The 24,555-nt window shown below is 70.8% G+C and carries 22 protein-coding genes and 1 pseudogene; 11 read left to right on the plus strand and 12 right to left on the minus strand.

Annotated features, from left to right (window positions below):
- Positions 1-7: 7 nt before the first annotated feature.
- On the minus strand, positions 8-1,081 hold the full coding sequence (locus tag B4N89_RS14395; protein WP_161500717.1) for a PP2C family protein-serine/threonine phosphatase: 1,074 nt from the start codon (positions 1,079-1,081) through the stop codon (positions 8-10).
- Between the two features lie 246 nt (positions 1,082-1,327).
- Between B4N89_RS14395 and B4N89_RS49775 the strand changes: the two genes are divergently transcribed.
- Both B4N89_RS49775 and B4N89_RS14405 read left to right on the plus strand, forming a co-directional pair.
- The gene (locus B4N89_RS49775) at positions 1,328-1,954 is read left to right on the plus strand and encodes a TetR/AcrR family transcriptional regulator (protein WP_161500718.1); all 627 of its coding nucleotides are present in this window, start codon (positions 1,328-1,330) and stop codon (positions 1,952-1,954) included.
- Between the two features lie 84 nt (positions 1,955-2,038).
- Positions 2,039-3,742, plus strand: coding sequence for an N-acyl-D-amino-acid deacylase family protein (locus B4N89_RS14405; RefSeq protein ID WP_078976239.1), 1,704 nt, complete (start codon positions 2,039-2,041; stop codon positions 3,740-3,742).
- A gap of 236 nt (positions 3,743-3,978) precedes the next feature.
- Here the strand turns inward: B4N89_RS14405 and B4N89_RS14410 are convergent, their stop codons facing one another.
- Positions 3,979-4,377, minus strand: a complete 399-nt coding sequence (locus B4N89_RS14410) for an SseB family protein (protein ID WP_078976240.1) — start codon at positions 4,375-4,377, stop codon at positions 3,979-3,981.
- Between the two features lie 206 nt (positions 4,378-4,583).
- Between B4N89_RS14410 and B4N89_RS14415 the strand changes: the two genes are divergently transcribed.
- Together B4N89_RS14415 and B4N89_RS14420 are read left to right on the plus strand one after the other, a co-directional pair.
- Entirely contained in the window at positions 4,584-6,410 is a 1,827-nt protein-coding gene (locus B4N89_RS14415; protein ID WP_078976241.1) for an acyl-CoA dehydrogenase, read from the plus strand.
- Between the two features lie 1,515 nt (positions 6,411-7,925).
- Positions 7,926-9,212, plus strand: a complete 1,287-nt coding sequence (locus B4N89_RS14420; RefSeq protein WP_078976242.1) for a M18 family aminopeptidase — start codon at positions 7,926-7,928, stop codon at positions 9,210-9,212.
- A gap of 63 nt (positions 9,213-9,275) precedes the next feature.
- Here B4N89_RS14420 and B4N89_RS14425 read toward each other — a convergent pair.
- A pseudogene (locus B4N89_RS14425) lies at positions 9,276-10,724 on the minus strand (thioredoxin-like domain-containing protein); the annotation flags it as partial.
- 160 nt (positions 10,725-10,884) lie between these two features.
- Between B4N89_RS14425 and B4N89_RS14430 the strand changes: the two are divergent.
- From B4N89_RS14430 to B4N89_RS14440, 3 genes are all read left to right on the plus strand, one after another.
- Positions 10,885-11,436, plus strand: a complete 552-nt coding sequence (locus B4N89_RS14430; RefSeq protein ID WP_235618615.1) for an LURP-one-related/scramblase family protein — start codon at positions 10,885-10,887, stop codon at positions 11,434-11,436.
- 118 nt (positions 11,437-11,554) lie between these two features.
- Entirely contained in the window at positions 11,555-11,941 is a 387-nt protein-coding gene (locus B4N89_RS53360; protein WP_078976245.1) for a sigma factor-like helix-turn-helix DNA-binding protein, read from the plus strand.
- Between the two features lie 39 nt (positions 11,942-11,980).
- A complete protein-coding gene (locus B4N89_RS14440; protein WP_078976246.1) occupies positions 11,981-12,235 on the plus strand; it encodes a hypothetical protein in 255 nt (84 codons plus the stop codon).
- 51 nt (positions 12,236-12,286) lie between these two features.
- Here the strand turns inward: B4N89_RS14440 and B4N89_RS14445 are convergent, their stop codons facing one another.
- Entirely contained in the window at positions 12,287-13,060 is a 774-nt protein-coding gene (locus tag B4N89_RS14445; protein ID WP_078976247.1) for a carbon-nitrogen family hydrolase, read from the minus strand.
- 149 nt (positions 13,061-13,209) lie between these two features.
- On the opposite strand from B4N89_RS14445, the gene B4N89_RS14450 reads away from it, so the two are divergent.
- Complete coding sequence (locus B4N89_RS14450; protein ID WP_078976248.1) at positions 13,210-14,022, plus strand: maleylpyruvate isomerase family mycothiol-dependent enzyme; 813 nt, start codon at positions 13,210-13,212, stop codon at positions 14,020-14,022.
- 54 nt (positions 14,023-14,076) lie between these two features.
- Here B4N89_RS14450 and B4N89_RS14455 read toward each other — a convergent pair whose 3' ends face one another.
- The 4 genes from B4N89_RS14455 to pdhA form a co-directional block, all read right to left on the minus strand.
- Positions 14,077-15,411 carry an MFS transporter gene (locus tag B4N89_RS14455; RefSeq protein WP_235618616.1) on the minus strand — a complete coding sequence of 445 codons (1,335 nt, stop codon included), beginning with the start codon at positions 15,409-15,411 and terminating at the stop codon, positions 14,077-14,079.
- A gap of 88 nt (positions 15,412-15,499) precedes the next feature.
- Complete coding sequence (locus B4N89_RS14460) at positions 15,500-16,843, minus strand: dihydrolipoamide acetyltransferase family protein (RefSeq protein WP_078979360.1); 1,344 nt, start codon at positions 16,841-16,843, stop codon at positions 15,500-15,502.
- 32 nt (positions 16,844-16,875) lie between these two features.
- On the minus strand, positions 16,876-17,877 hold the full coding sequence (locus B4N89_RS14465; RefSeq protein ID WP_414646365.1) for an alpha-ketoacid dehydrogenase subunit beta: 1,002 nt from the start codon (positions 17,875-17,877) through the stop codon (positions 16,876-16,878).
- Positions 17,877-19,328, minus strand: a complete 1,452-nt coding sequence (pdhA, locus tag B4N89_RS14470; RefSeq protein ID WP_201260980.1) for a pyruvate dehydrogenase (acetyl-transferring) E1 component subunit alpha — start codon at positions 19,326-19,328, stop codon at positions 17,877-17,879. The genes B4N89_RS14465 and pdhA overlap by 1 nt, the downstream gene beginning before the upstream one ends.
- 39 nt (positions 19,329-19,367) lie before the next feature.
- On the opposite strand from pdhA, the gene B4N89_RS14475 reads away from it, so the two are divergent.
- The 3 genes from B4N89_RS14475 to B4N89_RS14485 all read left to right on the plus strand — a co-directional run bounded on the left by B4N89_RS14475 (position 19,368) and on the right by B4N89_RS14485 (position 20,817).
- Positions 19,368-20,024 carry a response regulator gene (locus B4N89_RS14475; protein ID WP_078976252.1) on the plus strand — a complete coding sequence of 219 codons (657 nt, stop codon included), beginning with the start codon at positions 19,368-19,370 and terminating at the stop codon, positions 20,022-20,024.
- 76 nt (positions 20,025-20,100) lie between these two features.
- On the plus strand, positions 20,101-20,505 hold the full coding sequence (locus B4N89_RS14480; protein WP_078976253.1) for a type II toxin-antitoxin system RelE/ParE family toxin: 405 nt from the start codon (positions 20,101-20,103) through the stop codon (positions 20,503-20,505).
- A 6-nt stretch (positions 20,506-20,511) separates the two neighbouring features.
- Positions 20,512-20,817, plus strand: a complete 306-nt coding sequence (locus B4N89_RS14485) for a helix-turn-helix domain-containing protein (protein WP_078976254.1) — start codon at positions 20,512-20,514, stop codon at positions 20,815-20,817.
- A gap of 54 nt (positions 20,818-20,871) precedes the next feature.
- Here the strand turns inward: B4N89_RS14485 and B4N89_RS14490 are convergent, their stop codons facing one another.
- The 4 genes from B4N89_RS14490 to B4N89_RS14505 form a co-directional block, all read right to left on the minus strand.
- Positions 20,872-22,242, minus strand: coding sequence for a flotillin family protein (locus B4N89_RS14490; RefSeq protein ID WP_414646418.1), 1,371 nt, complete (start codon positions 22,240-22,242; stop codon positions 20,872-20,874).
- A 180-nt stretch (positions 22,243-22,422) separates the two neighbouring features.
- Positions 22,423-22,623, minus strand: a complete 201-nt coding sequence (locus B4N89_RS14495; protein WP_201260843.1) for a hypothetical protein — start codon at positions 22,621-22,623, stop codon at positions 22,423-22,425.
- A 91-nt stretch (positions 22,624-22,714) separates the two neighbouring features.
- Entirely contained in the window at positions 22,715-23,338 is a 624-nt protein-coding gene (locus B4N89_RS14500; RefSeq protein WP_078976257.1) for a hypothetical protein, read from the minus strand.
- A 176-nt stretch (positions 23,339-23,514) separates the two neighbouring features.
- Positions 23,515-24,447, minus strand: a complete 933-nt coding sequence (locus tag B4N89_RS14505) for a metallophosphoesterase family protein (protein WP_235618617.1) — start codon at positions 24,445-24,447, stop codon at positions 23,515-23,517.
- Positions 24,448-24,555: the final 108 nt, after the last annotated feature.

Genomic DNA, 24,555 nt, shown 5'->3' on the forward strand with positions numbered 1-24,555 from the left:
GCGTGGGCTACGCCGACTGGTGGGTTGGTTCCAGGGTTCGTGCCGGTTTGACGACCTTGAGCAAGGGGCCCGTGAGGGTGACCGCCAGCATGGCGGCGTCGTCTTCCAGTTTGCCGCCGACATGGGCGATGAGGGCCTGTTCGACGGCGTCCAGCATTCCGGCGGCGTCGTTGTGGGCGTGGGTGGCCAGGTGGCGGGCCAGGGGGTAGAAGGCGCCGGTCGTGTTGCGGGCCTCCGTGACGCCGTCCGTATGCATCAGGAGGACGTCGCCGGGGCGGAACGGGACCTGCTCCACCGTGCGCGCCGTGGCCGCCGGGAGCAGGCCCATGCCCAGCGGCAGGCCCGCCTCGGCGATCACCTCGCCGACCGTGCCGCCGCGCACGAGCAGCGGCGACGGATGGCCGCACGCCAGCACCTGCATCGTGCCCTCGCCGGGGCACAGCTCGACCATCACGGCCGTCACGAAGTCCTCGGTGCCCAGTTGCCGGTTCAGGCTGCGATCCACCCGCGTGCCGACCTCCGCCAGGGTCGGCGCGTCGTAGGCCGCCTCGCGGAACGCGCCGAGCGTACGGGCCGCCATGTCGACCGCCTCCAGGCCCTTGCCGCGCACGTCGCCGAGCAGCACGCGCACCCCGTACGGGGTCTCCAGCACCTCGTACAGATCGCCGCCGATCGACGCCTCCTCGGCCGCCGCCCGGTACCGGACCGCGAAGCCGAACCGGCCGATCGCCCGGGGCACCGGCCGCAGCAGCGCCCGCTGGGCCACCTCCGCCACCGACTGCACCCGATGCAGCCGGGCGTCCTGGCGCCGCCGCTCCCAGCCGACCCAGCACCCGAACAGCGTCACGATCAGGATGGCCGCCGAGACGCCGGTGGTGGACTTGTCCCCGCCACCGCCGTACACGTGCGGGTTCAGCAGGAGCCGGGTCGCCAGTGCCACCGCGCCGGCCGTCGCCGTCAACCACGGGCGGTAGGCCATCGCCACCACCGCCGGGACCGCGATCAGCACCGCGTGCATGTCCAGGTAGTCCGGGGCGAACGCCCGACTCACCAGAACCGCGACGTAGAGGCCCACTGCCACCGGAACTGCTCGACGAGCGGGAAGCGCCAGGGCAGGCATGTATTCGGGACCTTTCGTCTTTCGTTGTCGCGCAGGAGGGGACGGGCCGACGACCAACGCCATCCATGGTCACCCGTACCGAGGTACACGGACAGGGGCGAAGGTCCCATTAGGTTCAAAACGTATCGAAACCTTGCCAAACAGGCACTTGACAGTGCCGCCATTCGGGTCGGAGGCCGGGCCGCGACCAGGCCCTATGCTGCGCCCATGCCCCGTGACTCCGGCCCCACCAGGCGCCGCATCGTCGAGGCCGCCGAGATCTTGTTCGCGCGGCACGGTCTCGACGTGCCGTTGCAGGACATCACCCGCGCGGCGGGGCAGCGCAATGCCGGTGCGATCCACTACCACTTCGGCGGGCGCGAGGGTTTGTTGCGGGCGATCGTCGAGCAGCACGTGCCGGTCGTGTACGCCCGCCGCCAGGCGCTGCTCGCCGCGGCCCGTGAGCGGCCGGAGCGGCTGTCCGGGTTCGCCCGCGCGATCGTGCTGCCGATCACCGAGTTGCTGAACGGCTCGCCGGCCGACCGGGCCTACCTCCAGATCTCGGTGGAACTGCTGCGCGACACGACCTCGCCGGTGACCCCGCTGCTCGGCGGGGAGGACGTACAGGACGTGGTGGACGCGGTGGCCGCGGCCCGCCCCGACCTGGCCGCGACCGCGCTCCAGGCCCGCACCTTCCTGGTCACCCAGATGGTCGGCATGTTGTGCGCGGCGCGCGCCGCCCGGCACGACCGCCCGCCGCGACCGGACGGGATCGCGCCGACCGGGCTGCTCGGCCCAGAGGCGTTCGACGACCACCTCACGGCGATCGTCGCCGGCGCCCTCGCCGGCGACTGAGCCGCGCCCGGCCGGGAATCCCTTGACTCCTTGTCCCTCTCGTATTAAACACAGCCTTTAATTTACGAGAGAGGGACGCACGCCATGGCGAACCACGACCTGGTCATCAAGGGCGGCATCGTCGTCGACGGCTCCGGCAACCCGCGCCTTCGCGCGGACGTCGCGATCACCGACGGCGTGATCACCGCGATCGGACGCGTCCCCGCCGAGGACGCGGATCGGGTGATCGACGCGACCGGGCTGATCGTCGCGCCCGGCTTCATCGACCTGCACACGCACTACGATGGCCAGGTCTTCTGGGACCCGTATCTGACCACGTCCGGCCCGCACGGGGTGACCTCCGTGGTCACCGGCAACTGCGGCTTCGGCTTCGCCCCGGTACGCGAGGACATGCGCGATCGCGCGATGTTGTCGATGACCGCCGTCGAGGACATCCCCACCGAGACCCTGCGCGAGGGCATGCCCTGGGACTGGGTCACCTTCCCCGAGTACCTGGACAGCGTCGAGCGCACCCCCAAGGCGGTCAACGTACTGCCCTACGTCCCGGTGAACCCGCTGCTGATCTGGGTGCTCGGCCTGGAGCGGGCGAAGGCCGGCGCACTGCCCACGGACGCCGAACACGCCGAACTGGCCCGCCTGTTGACCGAGGCGATGGACGCCGGCGCGGGCGGCTGGTCGGCGCAGTGCCTGGGCGAGCCGGGCAACCCGAACGGCCGGCTGATGCAGGGCGACTTCGACGGTACGCCTATGCCCACCGACATCATGTGGCCGCAGACCCGCCTGGCCCTGGCCGAGGCGCTGGCCGGACAGGGCCGAGGCTTCATGCAGGTGTCCGGTACGCAGATCACCGAGGAGGAGTACGAACACCTCGTCGAGGTCAGCGGCCGGCCGCTGATCTGGAACGCGGTGATCGCCAACTCGCGCAGCGGCGGCCTGTACAAGCGCAAGATCGAGTGGCTGCGCCGCTGCCAGGAGCGCGGCATCCCGATCTACGGCCAGGCGATGACCACCGACGTCCCGGTGCCGTTCAGCTTCCTGTACGGCGGCGTGTCCACCCGCCCGCCGGTGGCCACGATCTTCGCGGCCGAGACCGTCGAGGCCAAGATCGCGCTGCTGAACGACCCGGCGATCCGCGCCGAACTGCGGGAATTCGACCCGCTGTTCTACCACCTGTACCCGGACATGAAGCTGCACCGCACCTTCACCGACGAGTACAAGCCGTACGAGGGCCTGTCGTTCAAGGAGATCGGCGCACGGCTCGACCGGCATCCGGTGGACGTGCTGTGCGACGTCACCATCGCCGACGGGCTGACCACGGAGGTGCACACCGGCCAGTTCAACGCCACGTTGGAGGGCCTGAAGGAACTCGTGGACTACGAGTACCTGTTGCCCGGCCTGTCCGATGGCGGCGCACACCTCAAGACGCTGAGCGCGGGCATGTACGGCACCGAGTACATCGTCGAATACGTCCGCAAGCACGCCTGGACCTCACTGGAGCAGGCCCACTGGCGGTTGTCCGGACTGCCCGCCCGGTGTGCGGGCTTCACCGACCGCGGCGTGCTGCGCGTCGGCGCGGCGGCCGACATCATCGTCTACGACTACGACGAACTGGCCTACGGTGACCCGAAGTTCGTCCACGACCTGCCCGGCGGCCAACTGCGTACCGTGATCGACGCGAAGGGCTACCGGCACATCCTGGTCAACGGCCGGGTGACGGTCGAGAACGACGAGCCCACCGGCGTGCACAGCGGCGAACTCCTGCGCCACGGAAGGGCGAACCCCCGCTGACCCGAACGCCCCCGCCGACTCGTACGCATGGATCCGCCCCGCGCCCGGGTAGGCATGCGTCACCGCGAACACGGACGAGCCAAGGGGGCGCGATGTCGAGAAAGACCCGCAAGCGCAAGTCCCGTCGCAAGCACCGGGCCAACCACGGACACCGCCCGGCCTGATCGCACCGACCCGGACGCGCCGGCCGTCATCGAGGATGACCGCCGGCGCATCCGGCCGTTTCGGCGCCGGCGTCAGCCGTACATCCGCCGCATCGCGAAGGCGATCATCTGCTCTATGGCCTTGGCGTCGAACATCACCCGGTGCTCGCCGTCGAGGTCGAGCACGAAGCCGTAGCCGTTGGGGAGCAGGTCGAGCACCTCGGCGCCGGTGACGGTGAAGTGTCTGGACTCCTCGCCGGCGTACTTCTTGAGTTCGGCGAGGGAGCTGAACATCGGGATCACCGGCTCGGGGGTGTTGTGCAGGGCCAGGAAGCCCGGTCGATCCCCCCTCGGGCAGAAGACCTTCGACGCGATGAAGATGGACTGGAAGTCCTCGCCGTTCATGACGCCCGTGGCGAACGCGCGCACGGCGTCGGTGAGCGCCGGCGCCTCCGCCCGGGCCTGGGGTTCCTCGGTTGCGTAGCCGTACACACCACGAGGCTAGCGGGTCCGCGGCCCGGGTTTGAGCCCTTGGTCGAGGCGGTCACATGTACCTGGTGGTAACCCGATGGGAACCTCTCGGGGATTGAAAAAGTTACCCATGGGTACGATCATTATGTTACCGACCAGTACACTGGTTTCGGACGAGCAGTCCAGTCAGCGCAGTACACCGGACGCAACCACGGGCGGAGCCTGTCATGGGTCACTACAAGTCGAATCTCCGCGACCTGGAGTTCAACCTGTTCGAGGTCTTCGGGCGCGAGCAGGTCTATGGCACGGGTCCGTTCGCGGACATGGACGTCGAGACGGCCAGGTCGATCCTGTCCGAGGTCGAACGCCTCGCCGTGAACGACCTCGCCGACTCCTTCGCGGAGGGCGACCGCAACCCACCCGTGTTCGATCCGGCGACGCACTCGGCCACGCTGCCCGAGGCGTTCAAGAAGTCGTACAAGGCCTACATGGACTCCGAGTGGTGGCGCCTCGCGCTCCCGGAGAGCATGGGCGGCACCAACTGCCCGCGTTCGCTGCGCTGGTCGGTGGCCGAACTGGTGCTCGGCGCCAACCCGGCGCTGTGGATGTACGCGGCGGGCCCCGACTTCGCCCAGGTGCTGCACACGCTCGGCACCGAGGAGCAGCGCAAGGTCGCCGGCTTCATGGTCGACCGCCAGTGGGGCTCCACGATGGTGCTGACCGAGCCCGACGCGGGTTCGGACGTCGGCGCGGGTCGGACCAAGGCGGTGCGGCAGGAGGACGGCACCTGGCACATCCAGGGCGTCAAGCGCTTCATCACCTCCGGTGACCAGGACATGACCGAGAACATCATCCACCTGGTGCTCGCGCGCCCGGAGGGTGCGGGCCCCGGCACCAAGGGCCTGTCGCTGTTCGTGGTGCCGAAGTTCCACTTCGACCCGGAGACCGGCGACCTCGGCGAGCGCAACGGCGCCTTCGTCACCAACGTCGAGCACAAGATGGGCCTCAAGGTCTCCACGACCTGCGAGCTCACCTTCGGCGAGCACGGCATCCCGGCCGTCGGCACCCTGGTCGGCGAGGTGCACAGCGGCATCGCGCAGATGTTCAAGATCATCGAGTACGCCCGGATGATGGTCGGCACGAAGGCCATCGCCACGCTGTCCACCGGCTACCTCAACGCGCTCGAGTACGCGAAGGAGCGCTACCAGGGCGCCGACCTCGCGCAGATGACGAACAAGGCCGCGCCGCGCGTGCCCATCACGCACCACCCGGACGTGCGCCGCTCGCTGCTCACCCAGAAGGCGTACGTCGAGGGCATGCGCGCGCTGGTGATGTACACGTCCTCGTGGCAGGACCGGATCGAGGGCGCCGCGCTGGCCGGCGGCACGGACGAGACCGCGGACCGGGTCAACGACCTGCTGCTGCCGATCGTCAAGGGCTACGGCTCGGAGAAGTCCTACGAGCAGCTCGCCCAGTCGCTGCAGACCTTCGGCGGGTCGGGCTTCCTCCAGGAATACCCGATCGAGCAGTACATCCGCGACGCCAAGATCGACACCCTCTACGAGGGCACCACCGCGATCCAGGGCCAGGACTTCTTCTTCCGGAAGATCGTCCGCGACCAGGGCAAGGCGCTGACCGTGGTGGCCGGCGAGATCCAGGAGTTCATCGCCGCGAACGCCGAGGGCGAGCTGGCCGCCGAGGTCAAGCTGCTCGCGACCGCCGCCGAGGACGTCCAGGGCATGGTCGCCGCGATGATCAACCAGCTGATGGCGTCCGAGCAGGAGATCGACTCGATCTACAAGGTCGGCCAGAACACCACCCGCCTGCTGCTGGCCGCCGGCGACCTGGTGGTCTCGTGGCTGCTGCTGCGCCAGGCCTCGGTGGCACTCACGAAGCTGGCCGGCACGCCCGGTCGCGACGAGGCGTTCTACCAGGGCAAGGTCGCCGCCGCGAAGCACTTCGCACGGGAGATCCTGCCGCTGCTCACCCCGCAGCGGCTGATGGTCGAGCAGATCGACAACACCCTGATGGAGCTTTCGGAGGCGGCTTTTTAGCTGGGACGGGACGGGCCTGGCCGGGCCGGACCTGGCTGGGCCGGACCTGGCTGGGCCGGGCCACAGGACACGACGAGGCGCCGCCTTTCGCTGGGGAGCGAGGGGCGGCGCTTTGTGGTGGGTGGGGGTGGGTGAGGGGGCTTGGGTGAGAGGGGCTTGGGCGGGCCGGGTCGCGCGGGGAGTGACTGGCGGGAGTTCGAGACGCGACGGGAGCGGAGGGTGGGGGCGGGGTGGCGCGGTGACAGATGGGTGGGGCCGAGTCGCGCGGGGAGAGACGGGTCGGGCCCAGTCGCGCGGGGAGAGACCGGTCGGGCCCAGTCGCGCGGGGAGAGACCGGTCGGGCCCAGTCGCGCGGGGAGAGACCGGTCGGGCCCAGTCGCGCGGGGAGAGACCGGTCGGGCCCAGTCGCGCGGGGAGAGACCGGTCGGGCCCAGTCGCGCGGGGAGAGACCGGTCGGGCCCAGTCGCGCGGGAGAGACCGGTCGGGCCCAGTCGCGCGGGGAGAGACCGGTCGGGCCCAGTCGCGCGGGGAGAGACCGGTCGGGCCGAGTCGCGCGGGGAGCATTGGGCCGGGGCGGGGTCGTGTCGGCGGCGGCGGCTTTTTATTGGGCGCTCCGCGCCGGCTCGCGAGGCACCGCTTTTCTGCTCCCCCGCTTCGCTCCTCCGCAGAAAAGCGGCACCCCGCTCGCGGCTGTGCGCCCCTCCGCTTCGCTCCGGGTCGCCCAGCCTGAAAAAACAAGCGGCGGCTCCGCCGCTCTCCGCGCTTCGCGCGTCGATCACCACCTCGGCCCCACTCGTGGGCGCTGACGCGCCGACGGGATGCACCAACGACTCGGGTCACCGGGCAAGGCCCACATCGCGGCGGTGGCCAGGCGGGGTGGGACGCGCGTCGTGTCGCGAGCCTGGCCTCCCCGCCCCTCACCCCCGTGGCGCGTCAGCGCCCACGACCCGGGCCGCCCACGCGATCGACGCGCGAAGCGCGGAGAGCGGCGGAGCCGCGGTGTTGTGGGTCGGATGGCCCGGAGCGAAGCGGAGGGACAGCCGACCCCGAGCGAGGGGCCGCTTTTCTGCGGAGGAGCGAAGCGGGGGAGCAGAAAAGTGGTGCCTCGCGAGCCGGCGCGGAGCGCCCAATAAAAAGCCGCCGCCGCCACCACGACCCCGGCCCACCCGATCCGCTCACCTCACGACCCCGGCTCCCGCACTCCACCCGCCTCGCTCAACGCCCGCCCCACCCACCTCGCGACTCCCGCCCGCCGCCACCCGCTCCACGCCCCTGCCCCCGCACCACCCGCCTCGCTCACCGCCCCACCCCACCCACCTCGCGACCTCGGCCGCGTACTCGGCTCCCCTCGCGGCTCGACCCCGTCCCCCACCCCCCGCGCGCCCGCAAGCCGGCTGAACCGAACCCGCCCGCTCGCCCTGCCCCGCCCGCTCCCGTCATGCCCAGGCGTAGTCTCGACCGCGGACAACCGTCACGATCCTCGCGGCCGAACGGGCCGCGCAGCTTGGAGTACGCATGCCCTCGCCGCGCTTCGACCGGAGTCACACCGATGATCTGATCGCGTTCATCGGCGCCAGTCCGTCCCCCTACCACGCGGCCGCGAACGTGGCCGAGCGGCTGGAGGCGGCGGGCTTTCGGCGGCTCGAGGAGACGGCCGCGTGGGACGGTGAGGCGGGCGGGCGCTACGTGCTGCGCGGGGGCGCGATCGTGGCCTGGTACGTGCCGGAGGGCGCGGAGAGCACGCGCGGCTTCCGGATCGTCGGCGCGCACACCGACTCGCCGACGCTGCGGGTCAAGCCGCTGCCCGACACCGGCGCGGCCGGCTGGCGGCAGATCGCCGTCGAGGTGTACGGCGGCCCGCTGCTGAACTCCTGGCTGGACCGCGACCTCGGCCTGTCCGGCCGGATCGTGCTGCGCGACGGCGGCGAACGCCTGGTCTTCGTCGACCGGCCGCTGCTGCGGGTGCCGCAGTTGGCGATCCACCTGGACCGCGCGGTCAACGAGGCCGGGCTGCAACTGGACAAGCAGCAGCACATGACCCCCATCTGGGGGCTCGGCTCGGTCGACGAGGGCGCGCTGATCCGGTTCGTGGCCGAGGAGGTCGGGGTGCCGGCCGGCGACGTCACCGGGTGGGACCTGATGGTCCACGACGTGCAGAAGCCGAGCTACCTGGGCCGCGATCGCGAACTGCTCGCCGCGCCGCGCCTGGACAACCTGCTGTCCGTACACGCGGGCCTGGCCGCGCTGCTCGCCGCGGCGCACGACGGGGCTGCGCACATCCCGGTGCTCGGCGCGTTCGACCACGAGGAGACCGGCAGCGATTCCACCACCGGCGCGGGCGGGCCGCTCCTGGAGACGGTGCTCACCCGGGTCGTCAGCGCGCGTGGCGGCTCGCTGGACGACCGGTCCCGGGCGTTCGCGGACTCCTTCCACCTCTCCAGCGACGTCGGTCACGCGGTACACCCGAACTACATCGGCCGACACGAGCCGGGCCACCACCCGGTGCCCAACGGCGGCCCGATCCTGAAGGTCAACGCCAACCAGCGCTACGCCACCGACGCGCGCGGCCGGGCCGTGTGGACCGCCGCGTGCGAGCGCGCGGGGGTGCCCGCGCAGGTCTTCGTGGGAATCAACTCCCTTCCCTGCGGGACCACGATCGGCCCGATCACCGCGACCCGACTCGGCATCGAGACCGTCGACGTCGGCGCGGCGTGCCTGTCGATGCACTCCTCGCGCGAACTGTGCGGCGCCGACGACCCGTTCCTGCTCGCCTCGGCCGCCGCGGCGTTCCTGGAGGGCTGAGCACGGGCGTCCGGGGGAGCGGCCGCGACGCGCGGCCGCTCCCCCGGCCCGCGGCTACGTGTGCGGCAGGCGGAATTTGCGGACCCGGTGGGCCGAGGACTCGACCACGGTCAGGTACAGGTCCTCGTCCATGTCGGCCACCACCGCCACCGCGGCCGGCTCCTCCAGACCGGTGAGCAGGGTCGACACGAACCCGTCCGCGGGGTCGTAGCGCCGCACCGCGCCGTTGTAGGTGTCCGCGATCACCACCGAGCCGTCCGGCAACGTGTCCACGCCCAGCGGGTGTTGGAACAGCGCGTGCTCGGCCGGGCCGTCGCGCAGGCCGAAGTCGAACAGGCCGCGCCCGACCACCGTCTCGATCCCGCCGTCCACGAGCCGGCGCAGCGCCGAACTCTCCGCGTCCACCAGCCACAACGTGTGCCCGTCGGGGGAGACCGCCAAGCCCGAGGGCTGGGCGAGGCAGGCGGTGTCCACCGGGCCGTCCTCCATTCCCTCGTCGGTGGTGCCGGCCAGCACCCCGACCCCCTCGCCGACCGGGTCGAACTCCCAGAGCTGGTGGACCCCGGCCATCGCCACGATGATCCGGCCGCCGAACCACGCCACGTCCCACGGGCTGGACAGATCGATCGTGCGGGCCGCGCCGTGGTCGTCCGCGCCGCTGCGGCGCTGCCGGCCGGTGCCCGCGACGGTGCGGATCGACCCGGTGGCCAGCGAGACGCCGCGCAGCGCGTGGTTGGCGGTGTCGGCGACCACCACGTCGTAGCGCACGTGTGCGGCCACCTCGGGCGGCAGCAGCGCCATGCCGTGCGGCTCGGCCAGCATCGCGTGCCGGGGCCCGCCGTCGAGCAGCCCGCGCCGCCCGGTCCCGATCCGGCGCAGCACCGTACGCCCGTCGTCGGAGAGTTCGGCGAGCGAGTGGTGGCCGGTGTCGGCGACCAGGAGCGCCCCCGACGGCAGCCGGAGCACCTGGCCCGGAAAGCGCAGGTCGGTGCGCGGGGTCTCGGGGCGGTCGACCTCCTCGGTGGACCGGCGCAGCGTGCCCTTGCCGTCGTGCTCGGCGACCAGGTCGGCGATCAGCGTCTCGATCTCGCCCGCGTGGCCCTCGCCGGACAGGTGCGCGACCACGTAGCCTTCGGGATCGACGACCACCAGGGTCGGCCACGCGTGCACCGCGTACTGCTTCCAGGTGCTCGATTCCGGGTCGTCCAGGACCGGGTGGCTCACCTCGTGCCGCTGTACCGCGCACACCACCGTGTCGTGTTCCGCCTCGTGCTCGAACTTGGGCGAGTGCACGCCGATCACGGTCAGCACGTCGCGGTGGCGCTCCTCCAGGCCGCGCAACTCGGCCAGCACGTGGTGGCAGTTCACGCAGGCGGAGGTCCAGAAGTCCAGCAGTACGATCCGCCCGCGCAGTCCGGCCAGCGTCGGGCCCGGTCCGGCGGTGTTGATCCAGCCGCCGGAACCGGACAACTCGGGGGCCCGGACCCTGGCTCGACGCGCGGTGCTGCTCATGATTCGAAGTGAACCATCCACCTCGGCCGCGAGCCGCCGGCCCGCGCGGATACGGGCCGCACCCCACCCAACCGGGTGTATCCGTACCGCCGCACGCCGGCGTGCCGAAGACGACTGAACGCCGGCATATCGGGCAGTCTGCCGACAAGGTGAGGCGACCGTGGAGGCACCAGTGTTCGGGGACGAGTACGACGGCAGCACTCAGCTCTACCCGGGGATTCCGCCCGGCCGCTATCTCGTGCGGGAGAAGATGTTCGCGATCGGCGACGACTTCTGGGTCACCACCGAGGACGGCGAGAAGGTCTATCTGGTCGACGGCAAGGCACTGACCCTGCACGACCGGCTGGAGCTCAAGGATTCCGCCGGCACGGTGTTGGCCACCGTGAAGAAGAAGATCGTCAGCATCCATCATTCGATGAAGGTGCAGGACGCGACGGGCGAGACGGTCGCCACGGTGCGCAAGAAGATGTTCACCCCGCTGCACGAGGCGTTCACGGTGGAGCTCGCGGTCGGGGTCGAACTCACGGTGCGCGGCGACATGTTCCACCACGAGTACGGGATCTCCGGACCGAACGGGCCGGTCGCCCAGATCACCCGCAAGTGGCTGCGGGTGCGGGACACCTACGGCATCGACATCGCGCCCGGCTGGGATCACGCGTTGATCATCGCGATCGCGGTGTGCGTGGACCGGTTGAGCGACGACGAGGACTGAGCCCGCGCGGAGCCCGCCGACTCGCCGACGGTTCGGCGGTTCGGCGGTTCGGCGGTTCGGCAGGTTCGGCATGGAACCGCCCGCCCCCACACGTCTGTTCGGGTGAAAGGGGGCACGGTTGAGATCCCGGCGGGCGGCGGTGGTGCTGCGCTACTGGGAGGACCGTCCGGAGTCCGAGGTCGCGCAGATCCTCGGTTGTGCGGTCGGTACGGTGCGCAGCCAGACGTTCAGGGGACTCGCCCGACTTCGCAGGGATCCGCAACTGACCGAATCTGTTCCCGGAACAGACGGATTCCCCCTCGACTTCGGACACGGAGGTGCGGCCATGGCCTACGACGGCACCGCACTGAGGGAGGCGTTCATGGCGGAGATCGAGGCGGCGCGGTTGACCCCGCCGACGGCCGACGCGGCGATCCGCGGCTCGCGCAGGCGCCGTTGGCGCGGGCTCACGTTCGGCGCGGGCACGGTGGCCGGGAAGCCGTGGAAGTTCCGGGCCTGGACGTAAGGCTCCGAGCGCACCTGTTTCCAAGAGGTCGAGCAGCAGGTGTTCAGCGAGTGGCCGCAGGCGTGCGACACCCTGCCGGGCCGAACCGCGAAGGACAGGGCGGACGACCGCAACCGTTTCGGCGGGGGCGGCGCAAGCGGACCGCGCAAGGACCCGGTGGTGTTCCGGCCCGTGCAGATCGACCCCGACACGCGCGTCTACGTCCTCGTGGTGACCGCGCGCAAGACCGACCCCGCCTTCGACCCGAAGGCGTACGACGCTGCGGGCAAGGAGATCAAGAACACCCACCTGTGAGCCGACCCCGCGGCAGCGCGCCGCAGGATCGGCTCCGACGAAACGCGCGGCTCAGAACACCCGGTTCTGCAGGACCGGGAAGTCCTCGCGGGTCTTGGCGACCAGCGCCGGGTCGATCTCGGCGGTCAGCACGGTCTGTTCGGTCCCCGCCTCGGCGACGATCTCGCCCCACGGGTCGATCACCATGCTGTGTCCGCCCATCGCCTGACCACCCTGCTCGCCGGTGACGTTGCAGGCGAGCACGAACATCTGGTTCTCGATCGCGCGGGCGCGGGACAACACGCGCCAGTGCTCGACCCGCCGCGCCGGCCACGCGGCGGGCAGCACCAGCACCTCCGCGCCCGCGTCCAGGATGCGGCGGAACATTTCCGGGAAGCGCAGGTCGTAGCACGTCGCCAGGCCCACCTCGGCCCACGGCATGCGGACGTGCGCGGTCTCGGTGCCGCGCGAGATCAGCGCGGCCTCGCCGCCGGTGAAGCCGAAGCGGTGGATCTTGCGGTAGGTGCCGCGCAGCGTGCCGTCGGGGTCGAAGACCAGCGACGTGTTGTAGAGGTTGTCGTCGGCCCCGCGCTCGATGATGCTGCCGGCGTGCAGCCAGACGCCGGCGTCGCGGGCCGCGCGGGCCATGCTCTGGGCGGCCGGGCCGCGCACCCCCTCGGCGTCCGCCTCCCAGCCGTCGTAGACCCAACCCGTGTGCAACCACAGTTCGGGCAGCACCACCAGGTGGTCGCCGCGTCGGCTGCGGACCAGGGCGGACACCTCGGCCAGACGGTCGCGGGCGGGCACCGCCGGGTCGACGTCGAGTTGTACGAGCGAAACGCGCACTTTCCCCTCACCTACACCGCTTGCTTCCCGCGAACGGGCTGACCGCAGGATCTTTGGCAGCGTAACGTGCCTGCCAGGATCCCGGACCACGTCAAAGCAACGGTCGCTCCCCTCCATTCGACCGGTGACGCAGCGACGAGAGGTAGTACGTGACCATCGACCTGAAAACGCACGTCGACGCCTGGGAGCACTCGGTGCGCTCCCTCAAAGATCTGGTCTCCACCCTGACCGAGGGCCGGTGGAGCAGCCCGACCGAGTGCCCGGGCTGGTCGGTCCGGGACGTGGTGTCCCACGTGATCGGCATCGAGTCGGAACTGCTCGGCGATCCGCGGCCGATCCACACGCTGCCGCGCGATCTCCGGCATGTGCACGACGAGTTCAGCCGCTACACCGAGATACCGGTGGACGTGCGACGCTGCCACACCTCGCCGGAGATGACCGGCGAGTTGGAGTATGTGATCCTGCGCCGGCGCCGGATGCTCGACGAGTGCGACCGGGCGCCCGACGACGAGGTGCGCGGCATCATGGGCCGCAGCGTCCCGTACCACTTCCTGCTCACCCAGCGGGTGTTCGACGTGTGGGTACACGAGCAGGACGTGCGGCGCGCGATCGGGGAGCCCGGCAACCTGGACTCGCCGGCCGCGCTGATCACCCGCGACTTCCTGCTCGCCGGGCTGGCCCGGGTGGTGGCCAAGGACGCCAAGGCGCCGGCGGGCGCGTCCGTGGTGTTCGACGTGACCGGGCCGGTGGAGTTCATGCGCACGGTCACCGTGGACGAGAACGGCCGGGGTCGGCTCGACGGTCGGGTCCCGCTCGGGCCGCTGGTGTCGATCGGCACCGACTGGGAGACGTTCGTGCGGTTGATGTGCGGTCGGGTCGCGCCGCACCGGGCCGAGGTACGGATCGAGGGCGACCCCGATCTCGCCCAGCGCATCCTGGGCGGCATGGCCGTCACGCCCTGACCGTCGCCCGTGCGCGGGGGTGTCCCGAGTGCGGTGCGGCGATCGGGCCCGGTCTCAGCCCGCGTCGGGCACACTCTCGCGTTCGCGCGTGCTCCGGGCCACCACGCACACCGGTTCGGGTCGCCGTTCGCGGCCCGCGGCCTTGCGGGCGTAGCGCAGCACCTGCACGACGCCCAGGAGCAGCGGCACGGCCTGCACCGCCATCGCCACGCGGTACGCGTTCAGGCCGTGCTCGCCGCCGCCGGGCTCGACCAGGTCCAGGACCAGGCCGATGGCGAACAGGCACAGGGTCGCGGCGGCGAATCCGCCGACGTTGACGATGCCGGACACGGTGCCCAGGCGCTGCGGCGGATTGCCCGCCCGGGCGAACTCCATGCCGACCAGGGACAGCGCGCCGCCGGGCCCGATCACCAGGGCCAGCAGGACCAGGAGCCACATCGGCGAGGGCTCGCTCGGGATCAGTACCGCGGCCCAGGCCGCGGCGGCGAGCACGGGCTGGCCCACGCACAACACGAGCCGACTGCCCGGCCGGCGGGTCACCAGCGGGCCGACCACCAGGCACGCGAGCATGTTGATGCCGATGGCGACGGTGAGCAGCGCGCTCGCGGCGCCCTTGGACAGGCCCTGGCCCTCGACCAGGAACGGGAAGCCCCAGAGCATCAGGAACACCTGCGGCAGGCAGCCGCACGCCCAGTGCGCCCACAGGCCGAGCCGGGTGCCGGGCTCCGCCCACGCGGCCCGGACCTGGGACCACATGCCCGGACCGCCGGTCGGCCGGGTGCGCACCGGGGCACCCGGGTTGTCGCGCAGCACGAGCAGGAGCACCACCAGGACCACTACGCCGACCCCGGCCGAGGCGGCGAAGGTGCGGCTCCAGCCGAACGCGTGCAGCGCCCCGGCGAGCGGGCCGGCGCCGGCCAGGTTGCCGGCCATCCCGAGCAGCGCGGTCAACTGGGTCAGCACCGCCACCCGGTTCGGCGGGAACCACACCGCCACCACACGCAGCACGCTCACGAACGTCATCGCGTCGCCCATGCCGACCAGGACTCGGGCGAGCACCGCGCCCGGGAAGCCGTGCGCGAAGGCGAAGGCGAACTGTCCCGCCGTCATCAGCACCAGACCGCACCCGAGCACCCGCTTGGCGCCGAACCGGTCGGTGAGCGCGCCGACGGGTATCTGCAGGCCCGCGTAGACGAGCAACTGCAACATCGGGAAGAGGGAGAGTTGCGACGCGGAGACGTGGAAGCGCTCCTGGGCCTCGATCCCGGCGACGCCGAGGCTGCTGCGATGGAACACCGCGACGACGTACACCGAGGCCGCCACCGCCCACATGATCCAGGCGATTCGGCCGCCGAGCCGGGTGGGCACTGGGTCCGCAGTTGGCTTCACAGTACACATACCTTATCGGACGCCGTCGGACATACGTCCGGCCGGGCCCCGAACAGGGCCCGGCCGGACGAAGTCCGCAACCCGCGGATCAGCCGCGTACGAACAGCAGTTTCGGCCACTCCAGCATCTGCGCCACGTCGGCCAGCACGCGCGAGCCCAACTCGCCGTCGACCATGCGGTGGTCGAACGACAACGACAGCGTGGTCACCTGCCGGGGCTTGACCTTGCCCTTGTGCACCCACGGCTGCTCGCGAATCGCGCCCACCGCCAGGATCGCGGCCTCGCCCGGATTGAGGATCGGGGTGCCGCCGTCCACCCCGAACACGCCCACGTTGGTGATGGTGACCGTGCCGCGGGCCAGGTCGGCGGGCGAGGTACGGCCCTCCCGCGCGGTGGCCACCAACTCGGTGAGCGCGCCGGCGAGCGCGGTCAGGCTCTTGCCGCCCGCGTCCTTGATGTTCGGCACGATCAGACCGCGCGGGGTGGCCGCGGCGATGCCCAGGTTGATCCGGTCCCGGACGACGATCTCCTGGCTCGCCTCGTCCCAGGAGGCGTTGATCTCCGGGTGCCGGGCGATCGCCACCAACAGCGCCCGGGCGACCAGGAGCAGCGGACTCACCTTGGTGTCCGCGAAGTCGGGCAGCTCGCGCAGCTTGCGCACGAGTTTGACGGTGCGGGTCACGTCCACCGTCACCCACTCGGTGACGTGCGGCGCGGAGAACGCGCTGGCCACCATCGCCTGCGCGGTCGCCTTGCGCACCCCCTTGACCGGGATCCGCCGCTCGCCGGCGATCGTCTCGCCCGGCCCGGTCGCCGGGAAGGTCTGCGACACGGGCGCGGGCGCCGGGCGGGCGGCGGCGTGCACGTCCTCGCGGGTGACGGTGCCGCCGGGGCCCGAGGGCTGTACCGACGCGAGGTCCACGCCCAGGTCCCGGGCCAGCTTGCGGACCGGCGGCTTGGCGAGGGCGAGGGAGCCGCCGGCCGGGGCGGGGCGGGCCGCTCCGTTCGTCGGCGTCGCGGCGTCGGCCCTGCGGGGTCGGCGTTTGCCGCTGCTGGTGCGGACGCCGTAGCCCACGAGCACCGCAGTGCGGGTCTCCTTGCCTGCCTCCTTGGCCGGCTCCTTGGTCGGGGCCGGCTCGGCGACCGGCTCCGGGACGAGGTCGGCCGCGAGGGCCCGCTCCCGCTCCGGCTCGGCCGCGGCCACGGCGGTGCCCGCGGGCGCGACCGCGATGATCGGCGCGCCGACCGCGACCGTGTCGCCCTCGGCGGCGAGCAGTTCGGTCACCACCCCGTCGTATGGACACGGCAGCTCGACCAGCGCCTTCGCCGTCTCCACCTCGACCATGACCTGGCCGTCGTGCACCTCGTCGCCGACCTTGACGTGCCAGACGACGATGTCGGCCTCCTCCAGGCCCTCGCCGACGTCGGGCATCAGGAACTTCTTCACCTCGGACACGGGGTTCCTCACCAGGCCAGGGAGCGGTCGACGGCATCGAGCACACGGTCGAGGTCGGGGAGGTACTCCTCCTCGACCCGCGACGGCGGGTACGGCGTGTGATAGCCGCCGACCCGCAGCACCGGCGCCTGAAGGTGATAGAAGCAGCGCTCGGTGACGGTCGCGGCGACCTCCGCGCCGATGCCCAGGAACGACGGGGCCTCGTGGACGACCACCAGGTGTCCGGTGCGCTTGACCGACTCCTCGATCGCGTCGAAGCCCAGCGGGGACACCGAGCGCAGGTCGATCACCTCCAACTCGCGCCCCTCCTCGGCGGCCGCGGCGGCGGCCTCCAGGCAGGTGGCCACCATCGGTCCGTAGGCGACCAGGGTGCACGCGTCACCGGAGCGCACCACGCGGGAGTCGTACAGCGGTCCCGGGGTCGCGGCGGTGTCCACCTCGGCCTTGGTCCAGTAGCGCCGCTTGGGTTCCAGGAAGATCACCGGGTCGTCGGAGGCGATCGCCTGCTGGATCATCCAATAGGCGTCGACCGGGTTCGAGCACGACACCACGCGCAGGCCCGCGGTGTGCGCGAAGTACGCCTCGGGCGACTCGCTGTGGTGCTCGACCGCGCCGATGCCGCCGCCGAAGGGGATGCGGATCACGATCGGCAGCCGCACGTAGCCCAGGGAACGGGCGTGCATCTTGGCGAGCTGGGTGACGATCTGGTCGAAGGCGGGGAAGACGAAACCGTCGAACTGGATCTCCACGACCGGCCGGTAGCCCGCGAGGGCGAGGCCGATCGCGGTGCCGACGATGCCGGACTCGGCCAGCGGGGTATCCACCACCCGGTCCTCGCCGAAGTCCTTCTGCAGGCCGTCGGTGACCCGGAAGACACCGCCGAGCTTGCCGATGTCCTCGCCCATGATCAAAACCTTGGGGTCGCTCTCCAGGGACCTGCGCAGCCCCGTGTTGAGCGCCTGCACCATCGACATCTGACGGGTCGTGCCCGTCGACTGTGCGGGAGCCATCAGTGCCCGTCCTCCCCGGCGTCGACGAAGGACGCGTGATAAGCCTCGAACTCGGCCCGTTCCCGTTCCACGAGCGGGTGCCGCTCGGCATAGACGTGCGCGAACATCGACGCCGGATCCGGGTCCGGCATGGTGCGTACGCCATTGCGCACGCGCTTGCCCAATTCCTCGCTCTCCGCCTCCAGATCGGCGAAGAACTCGGGGCTGCCGATGCCCTGCTTGTGCAGGAACGCCTTGAGGCGTTCGATCGGGTCCTTGAGCTTCCACTCCTCGAGTTCCGCGCTGAGCCGATAGCGGGTCGGGTCGTCGGAGGTGGTGTGCGCGCCCATGCGGTAGGTGAACGCCTCGATCAGCATCGGACCCTCGCCGCGCCGGGCCCGGTCCAGGGCCGCCCGGGTCACCGCCAGGCACGCGAGCACGTCGTTACCGTCGACCCGAACTCCGGGAAAGCCGAATCCGGCGGCGCGTCGATACAGCGGCACCTTCATCTGGCGTTCGGTCGGTTCGGAGATCGCCCACTGATTGTTCTGGCAGAAGAACACCACGGGGGCGTTGAACACGGCCGCGAAGGTGAATGCCTCGTTCACGTCGCCCTGGCTGGAGGCGCCGTCGCCGAAATACGTGACGACCGCGCTATCGCTGCCGTCGCGCTGCACGCCCATCGCGTATCCGACGCCGTGCAGACTCTGTGCGCCGATGACGATCGTGTAGAGGTGGAAATTGTTCTCGCGCGGATCCCAACCGCCGTTGTTGACGCCGCGGAACATGCCCAGCAGATTCAGCGGATCGACACCGCGACACCAAGCGACGCCGTGTTCACGGTACGTGGGAAACACATAGTCGTTCGAACGCAGTGCGCGCCCCGAACCGATCTGCGCGGCCTCCTGGCCGAGCAGGGAGGCCCACAGGCCCAACTCGCCCTGCCGCTGGAGCGCGGTGGCTTCGGCGTCGAAGCGGCGCACCAGCACCAGGTCGCGGTACAGCGCCAGGTATTCGTCGTCCGAGAGGTCGACCGCGTAATCCGGATGCTCGACCCGCTCGCCCTCCGGGGTGAGCAACTGGATCAGTTCGGGACCGGCTCCGGAATCGGGCGGAGACAACGTCCCGTCCGTACTGTCCACTGCCACGTTCTCTCCTCCGTCTGTCCGGTCCGCGGGGTCGCCGTGGACCGGGTCCGGATCGCCGGGCCCGGTTCCGCGCGGGGTGTGCGCGGCTACCTTGATGTGCAGACACGGCGATTGGTGGCTGTACTTCCTAGGATTTCCTAGGAATTCCCGAGGAAATCCGGGAGGCGCCTGCGCACAGGCATGCGGTTCGGAAACCGCACATGGCAACGTTACCCACCGGTCCGGCCTACACGTAGTGGCGACCGGCCCGAACGTGGCGCCCCGCTTTGTGGTTCTGCGACAAATGGCCGGCGTGTCGGGCGTGATCCGCCCGTGCGGCGGCATCACAGGGCGACCGCCGAGTGCGCGTGGGAACCTGTACAAGTGACTGATCAGGGAAGCATCCGGGTATTTCTCCTCGATGATCACGAAGTGGTACGCCGGGGCGTCCACGAGTTGTTGTCGATCGAGGCGGACATCGACGTGGTCGGCGAGGCCGGCACCGCCGCCGAGGCGCTCGCGCGCATTCCGGCGACCCGGCCGCAGGTCGCGGTGCTCGACGTCCGACTGCCGGACGGCAGCGGGGTCGAGGTGTGCCGCGAGATCCGCTCGCAACTGCCCGACGTGCGCTGCCTGATGCTCACCTCGTTCTCCGACGACGAGGCGCTGTTCGACGCGATCATGGCGGGCGCGTCCGGCTACGTGCTCAAGGACATCCGCGGCTCGGACCTGGTCGGCGCGGTCCGCGACGTGGCCGCGGGCAAGTCCCTGCTCGACCCGGCGGCCACCGCCCGCGTGCTGGAACGACTGCGCGGCGGCAATCGCGGCGACGAACGCCTGGCCGCGCTCAGCGACCAGGAGCGCCGGATCCTGGACCTGATCGGCGAGGGCATGACCAACCGCCAGATCGGCACCGAGATGCACCTGGCCGAGAAGACGGTCAAGAACTACGTCTCCAGCCTCCTGGCCAAACTCGGCATGGAACGCCGCACCCAGGCAGCCGCGTACGTGGCCCGCCAGAAGGCGGAGAAGCGCCGGTAGCCGGCGGTGACGCTCCGTCCCCGCCACGTACGTCCGCCACCTTGCCCCGAATATTAGCCAGTGCTAATATCTGTGCGTGGGTGAACCATACGAACTGCGCTTTTTCACCGATGTATTGGACTGGATCCAGAGGCTGGCGAAGGAGGATCCGGAAAGTCACATACACGTGATCGCCGCGCTCGAGCGACTTCAGGAGATCGGTCCCGCCCTCCGTCGGCCAACGGTGGGAGCGGTCGAGAAGAGCCGCTATCGGAACATGCGAGAACTGCGCCCGAGGAGCGGTGGAACGGTCAGCATCCGACTGCTCTTCGTCTTCGACCCGGCTCGTCGAGCCGTCTTCCTGGTCGCCGGGAACAAGGCAACCGGCGGGCGCTGGGCATCTTGGTATCCCAAGGCAATCAGGGAGGCAGACGACAAATACGCCGCCTATCTCGAAGCACTCAAAGCAGGAGAAGCCGGACCGCCGGCCAAAGGAAGGTAACGCACGATGAAGCTCGGTGGCATGGCCGATCTGACGGCCGACATCACTCCGGAACAGCGCGAGCGGATCGACGCGATCAAGATGGACATGGTCGACGCCGAGCGCGGGCACGAGCTCGCCGCCCTCCGCAAGTCCCAGGGGTTCACCCAGGCACAGGTAGCCGCCGCGATGGGTGTCACTCAGGGGCGGATCAGCCAGATCGAACGTGGCGCGGCCCGACTCGACACGGCAACGATGGCGGCGTATTTGAATGCCATCGGTGGTGAATTGACGATACTGGCCACGGTCGGGAAGTTGTCCGTACGGCTGTAGTGACCAACCCGAGCACGATTCGCAGTGCCCGGGTCCGGTCCCTACATGGGTCGGTCAGTTCTCCGAGGACTTGGTGGGGAATTCGGGGGCGTGGGAGTCGTCGAGTTCGACCTCGATGCGGACCGAGTCGGTCGGCAGGGGGTCGGGCTGTGCGGCAGGGCCACCGGTGCCGTTCGTGTTCGCCAGGAGTTGGCGGGCTATGCCCAGGCCCGTGCCGCCCATGGTGAGGGCCTTGGCGAAGAGGTCGCCGAGGCCGTCGCCGCCGTTGAGCAGGACCATGTGGTCGACGTTGCCGAACGCCTCGGCGCCGGCGCGGACGATCTCCGGCCAGTTCTCGGCGAGTTGCTGGGCGACCACGGCCTCCTGGTTCTCGGCGAGCGCCGCCGCGCGGGCCGCGATGGCCGCCGCCTCGGCGAGCCCCTTGGCCTTGGCCGCCTCCGCCTGCGCCTTGCCGGTGGCCAGCGTGGCCTCGGCGGCGGCCAGGCCGCGTACCTTGGTCGCCTCCGCGTCGGCGATCGCGGCCAGTTCGGTCTCGCGGGCGTTCGCCTCGGCCGCCGAGATGCGCGCGTCGCGCTCGGCCTGGGCGCGGGTGCGGATCTCGTACGCCTTCGCGTCGGCCGGCTTGCGGACGTCCGCCTGGAGCTGTTGCTCGCGCCGCATGGCCTCCAGCTCGGCGACCCGGGTCTCCTGGACCACCACCTCCTGCTTGGCCGCCGCGTCGGCCAGCGGCCCCGCCTGCCGCGAGCGCGCGGTGGCCTCGTCCCGCTCGGCCTGGTAGCCGGCCTGCTGTATCTCGCTGTCCCGGGTGGCCTGGGCCATCCGCGCCTTGGCCTCCTGCTCGGCCTCGGTAGCCTTGCGGGTGGCCAGCGCCTCGGCGATCCGGGCGTCGCGGACCACCGCCGCGGTGTGCGGCGCGGCCATGTTCTTGATGTAGCCCGTCGGGTCGTCGATCTCCTGGATCTGCAGGCTGTCCACGATCAGCCCGAGCTTTTCCATGTCCGACCCCGACGCCGCGCGCACATGCGCGGTGAGCTTCTCCCGGTCCCGGATCATGTCCTCGACGGTCAGCCCGCCGACGATCGAGCGCAGATGGCCGGCCAGCACCTTGCGGACCCGGGACTCCATCTGCTTCTGCTGGTCCAAAAAGCGCCTGGCCGCGTTGGCGATCGAGACGTAGTCGTCGCCGATCTTGAAGATGACCACGCTCTGCACCCGCAGCGGGATGCCCTGCGTGGTCACACATTCGACGCTGAGCTCGGCCTCGTTCAGGTCGAGCGAGAGCTTGCGGACGGCCTGCACGAACGGCAGGACGAGCGTGCCGCGCCCGGTGACGATCCGAAACCCCATGCCCTCGCCGAGCCCCTCGGTGTGATGCCGGGAACCGGAGATGACCAGCGCCTCGTTGGGCTCGGCGACGCGCCACATGAGCTTGAAGACCACGACCAGGACGATGAGCAGACCGAGCACGATGAGCACGGTGTAGAGCACGGAGCATTCCCCCTTCGGCCTGACTCGGAGTGTCCTCGCCGGGCGGAGGGCCGCCAAGAGGGAGCTCCCCAGGGGCAGTTGCGCCCGTCTCGGAGCCGGGCCCCACCGATGCGCGGCTCAGCCGAAGGCCGGCGCCACGTACACCGTGCGCGGCGGCAGATACTCCACGATCACCACCAACTCCCCCACGGCGTGCTCCTCCCCGGGCAGCGCGGAGTACGCGAGGAACGCCTCCACCCCACCGCGTACCTCGATCATGACCTCGCCCACCAGACCGGGGCCGATTCCCCCGGTGACCTTGCCACGTTTGCCGACCATGTCGCCCATTGTGTGGCCCGGTCGCCCGACCCGGTGCCGCCGGCGCGATCCGGTCCGCCCGCCCGAGGCGGGCGGACCGGTGTCGGCGGCATCAGCCCAGGAGCGTGGTGCCCTCGTCCGAGGCCTCGCGCAGGCGCGAGCGCATGAACGGCAGGATGCCGCGGTGCAGGATCGCCCGGCGCCATTCCTCGCGCGCCAGGTACACCTCGACCTCCCCGGTCGGCCGCGCCCGGTTGCGCGCGGCCACCGCGAGCATGGCGAGTCCCCCGATCGCCGCCGCCCCGAGCGAGATGCCGATCGCCGCGATCGAGGCGAGTTGCATCGTGTGCTGCATGCCGGGGTCGTCCATCGTGAGCGGCAACAGCACGTAGCCCACGATCAGGAAGACGACCGCCGAGATGCCGGCCACGATCACCGCCATCGCCGTGGCGAGGGCGAACCAACCGAAGCTCTCGCCGGCCTCGATCATCGAGGCGCCGAAGTCCGGTCGGATGCCCGACTCGAAACGCTGCTCCGTACGTTCGTACCGGTCGTATTCGTCGCGCGCCGTCTCGGCGATCGACGGGGTCGCGTCCAGCGTGGCCGTCCGCAGTTGCTCGACGTTCAGGTTGGGTACCGCCGCGAGACCGGAGAGGGTTTCCTCCAGGTGCAGTGCGTCGTCGACGAACTGCTCGTACTGGCGGCGGTGCTCGTCACTTCCAAACCAGTGTTGCATCGGATCCCCCGAATGAGGCCGCGCGGGCGTGTCCCGCGTCCGCCGGGCCCGTCAGGGGACCCGTGCAAGCTGTCGGTGGATCAACGACCCGCAAAAGCACCTGACGGTGTCGAGGCGGATACCTATTGATGATAGGGTGCACCCCCGCCTTTTGGGCAGGGAGTTCCCTACGACGGTCACTCGTCCCCGGCGTCGGCGGCGAGATCGCCCAGGTCGTACTCCCGACCCTGCGTCTCCTCCAACGCGCTGGGCAGCACGCCCGGTTCGGGGGCGGTCAGCGGCAATCGCGCGACCAGGCACGGCCCGCCGAGGTAGATCCCGCCGTCCAGGTTGACCGCCTGACCGTCGGCGTACACGCGCGGTCCGGTGATCGTCGAGGGGTCCTCGCCCGTCTGGTACGGGATCGGGGTGTGGCCGTGCACGATCCGCCGCCCGCCCAGTTCGCTGAGCAGGTCGGCCGCCGCGTACGGGCCGACCTCGCCCATGAACGCGCCGCGCCGGGTCAGGTTGCGGAACAGGTCCCACCAAGAGAGCGGGTCCGGCTCGCGCAGTATGTCCGCGACGGTGCCGTCCACCTCCTCGATGGTGTCGCCGTATTCGAGGTAGGCGTTGCTGTCGGAGTGGATCAACAGGTGCCCGTCGACCACCGCGGCCACCGGCTGCCCGGCCAGCCAGTCGGCCTGTTCGTCGGTGAAGCGCTCCAGGTCGGACTGCATGCCGCCGTTGCGCAGCCAGATCTCACGGAAGGTGGTCGAGCCGCCCGCGACCGGCACCGGGTGATCGCCGAAGCGGAACACGCCCAGGAGCAGGATCTCGTGGTTGCCGAGCAACATCCGGGTGCTGCCGCCGGCCTCGGCCGACTCGCGGGCCAGCGACATGGCCAGTTCGACCACGCCGATGCCGTCGGGGCCGCGGTCGGTGAAGTCGCCGAGGAACCACAGCCGCGAGCGTCCGCCGCTCCAGTGCGCGTCCTCGTCGATCAGGTCCCGGGCGCGCAGGGCGGCCTTGAGCTCCTCCAGATGACCGTGGACGTCGCCGACCACGTACAGCGGGGCGTCCTGCTCCGCCGCGGCGCCCATCGGGGCCGGTGTAGCCGAGACGTTGCTCACCAGAAGGGTCCTTTCTTCAGATCGGCACCACCGTACGGCGGCGGTTCCGACACCCGTTGTGAACCAAGACGCACAACAGCCGGGTTCGGCTGCGGCTCACCCGGTCCG

Origin of the sequence: Embleya scabrispora (assembly GCF_002024165.1) — a bacterium.
Lineage (GTDB): Bacteria > Actinomycetota > Actinomycetes > Streptomycetales > Streptomycetaceae > Embleya > Embleya scabrispora_A.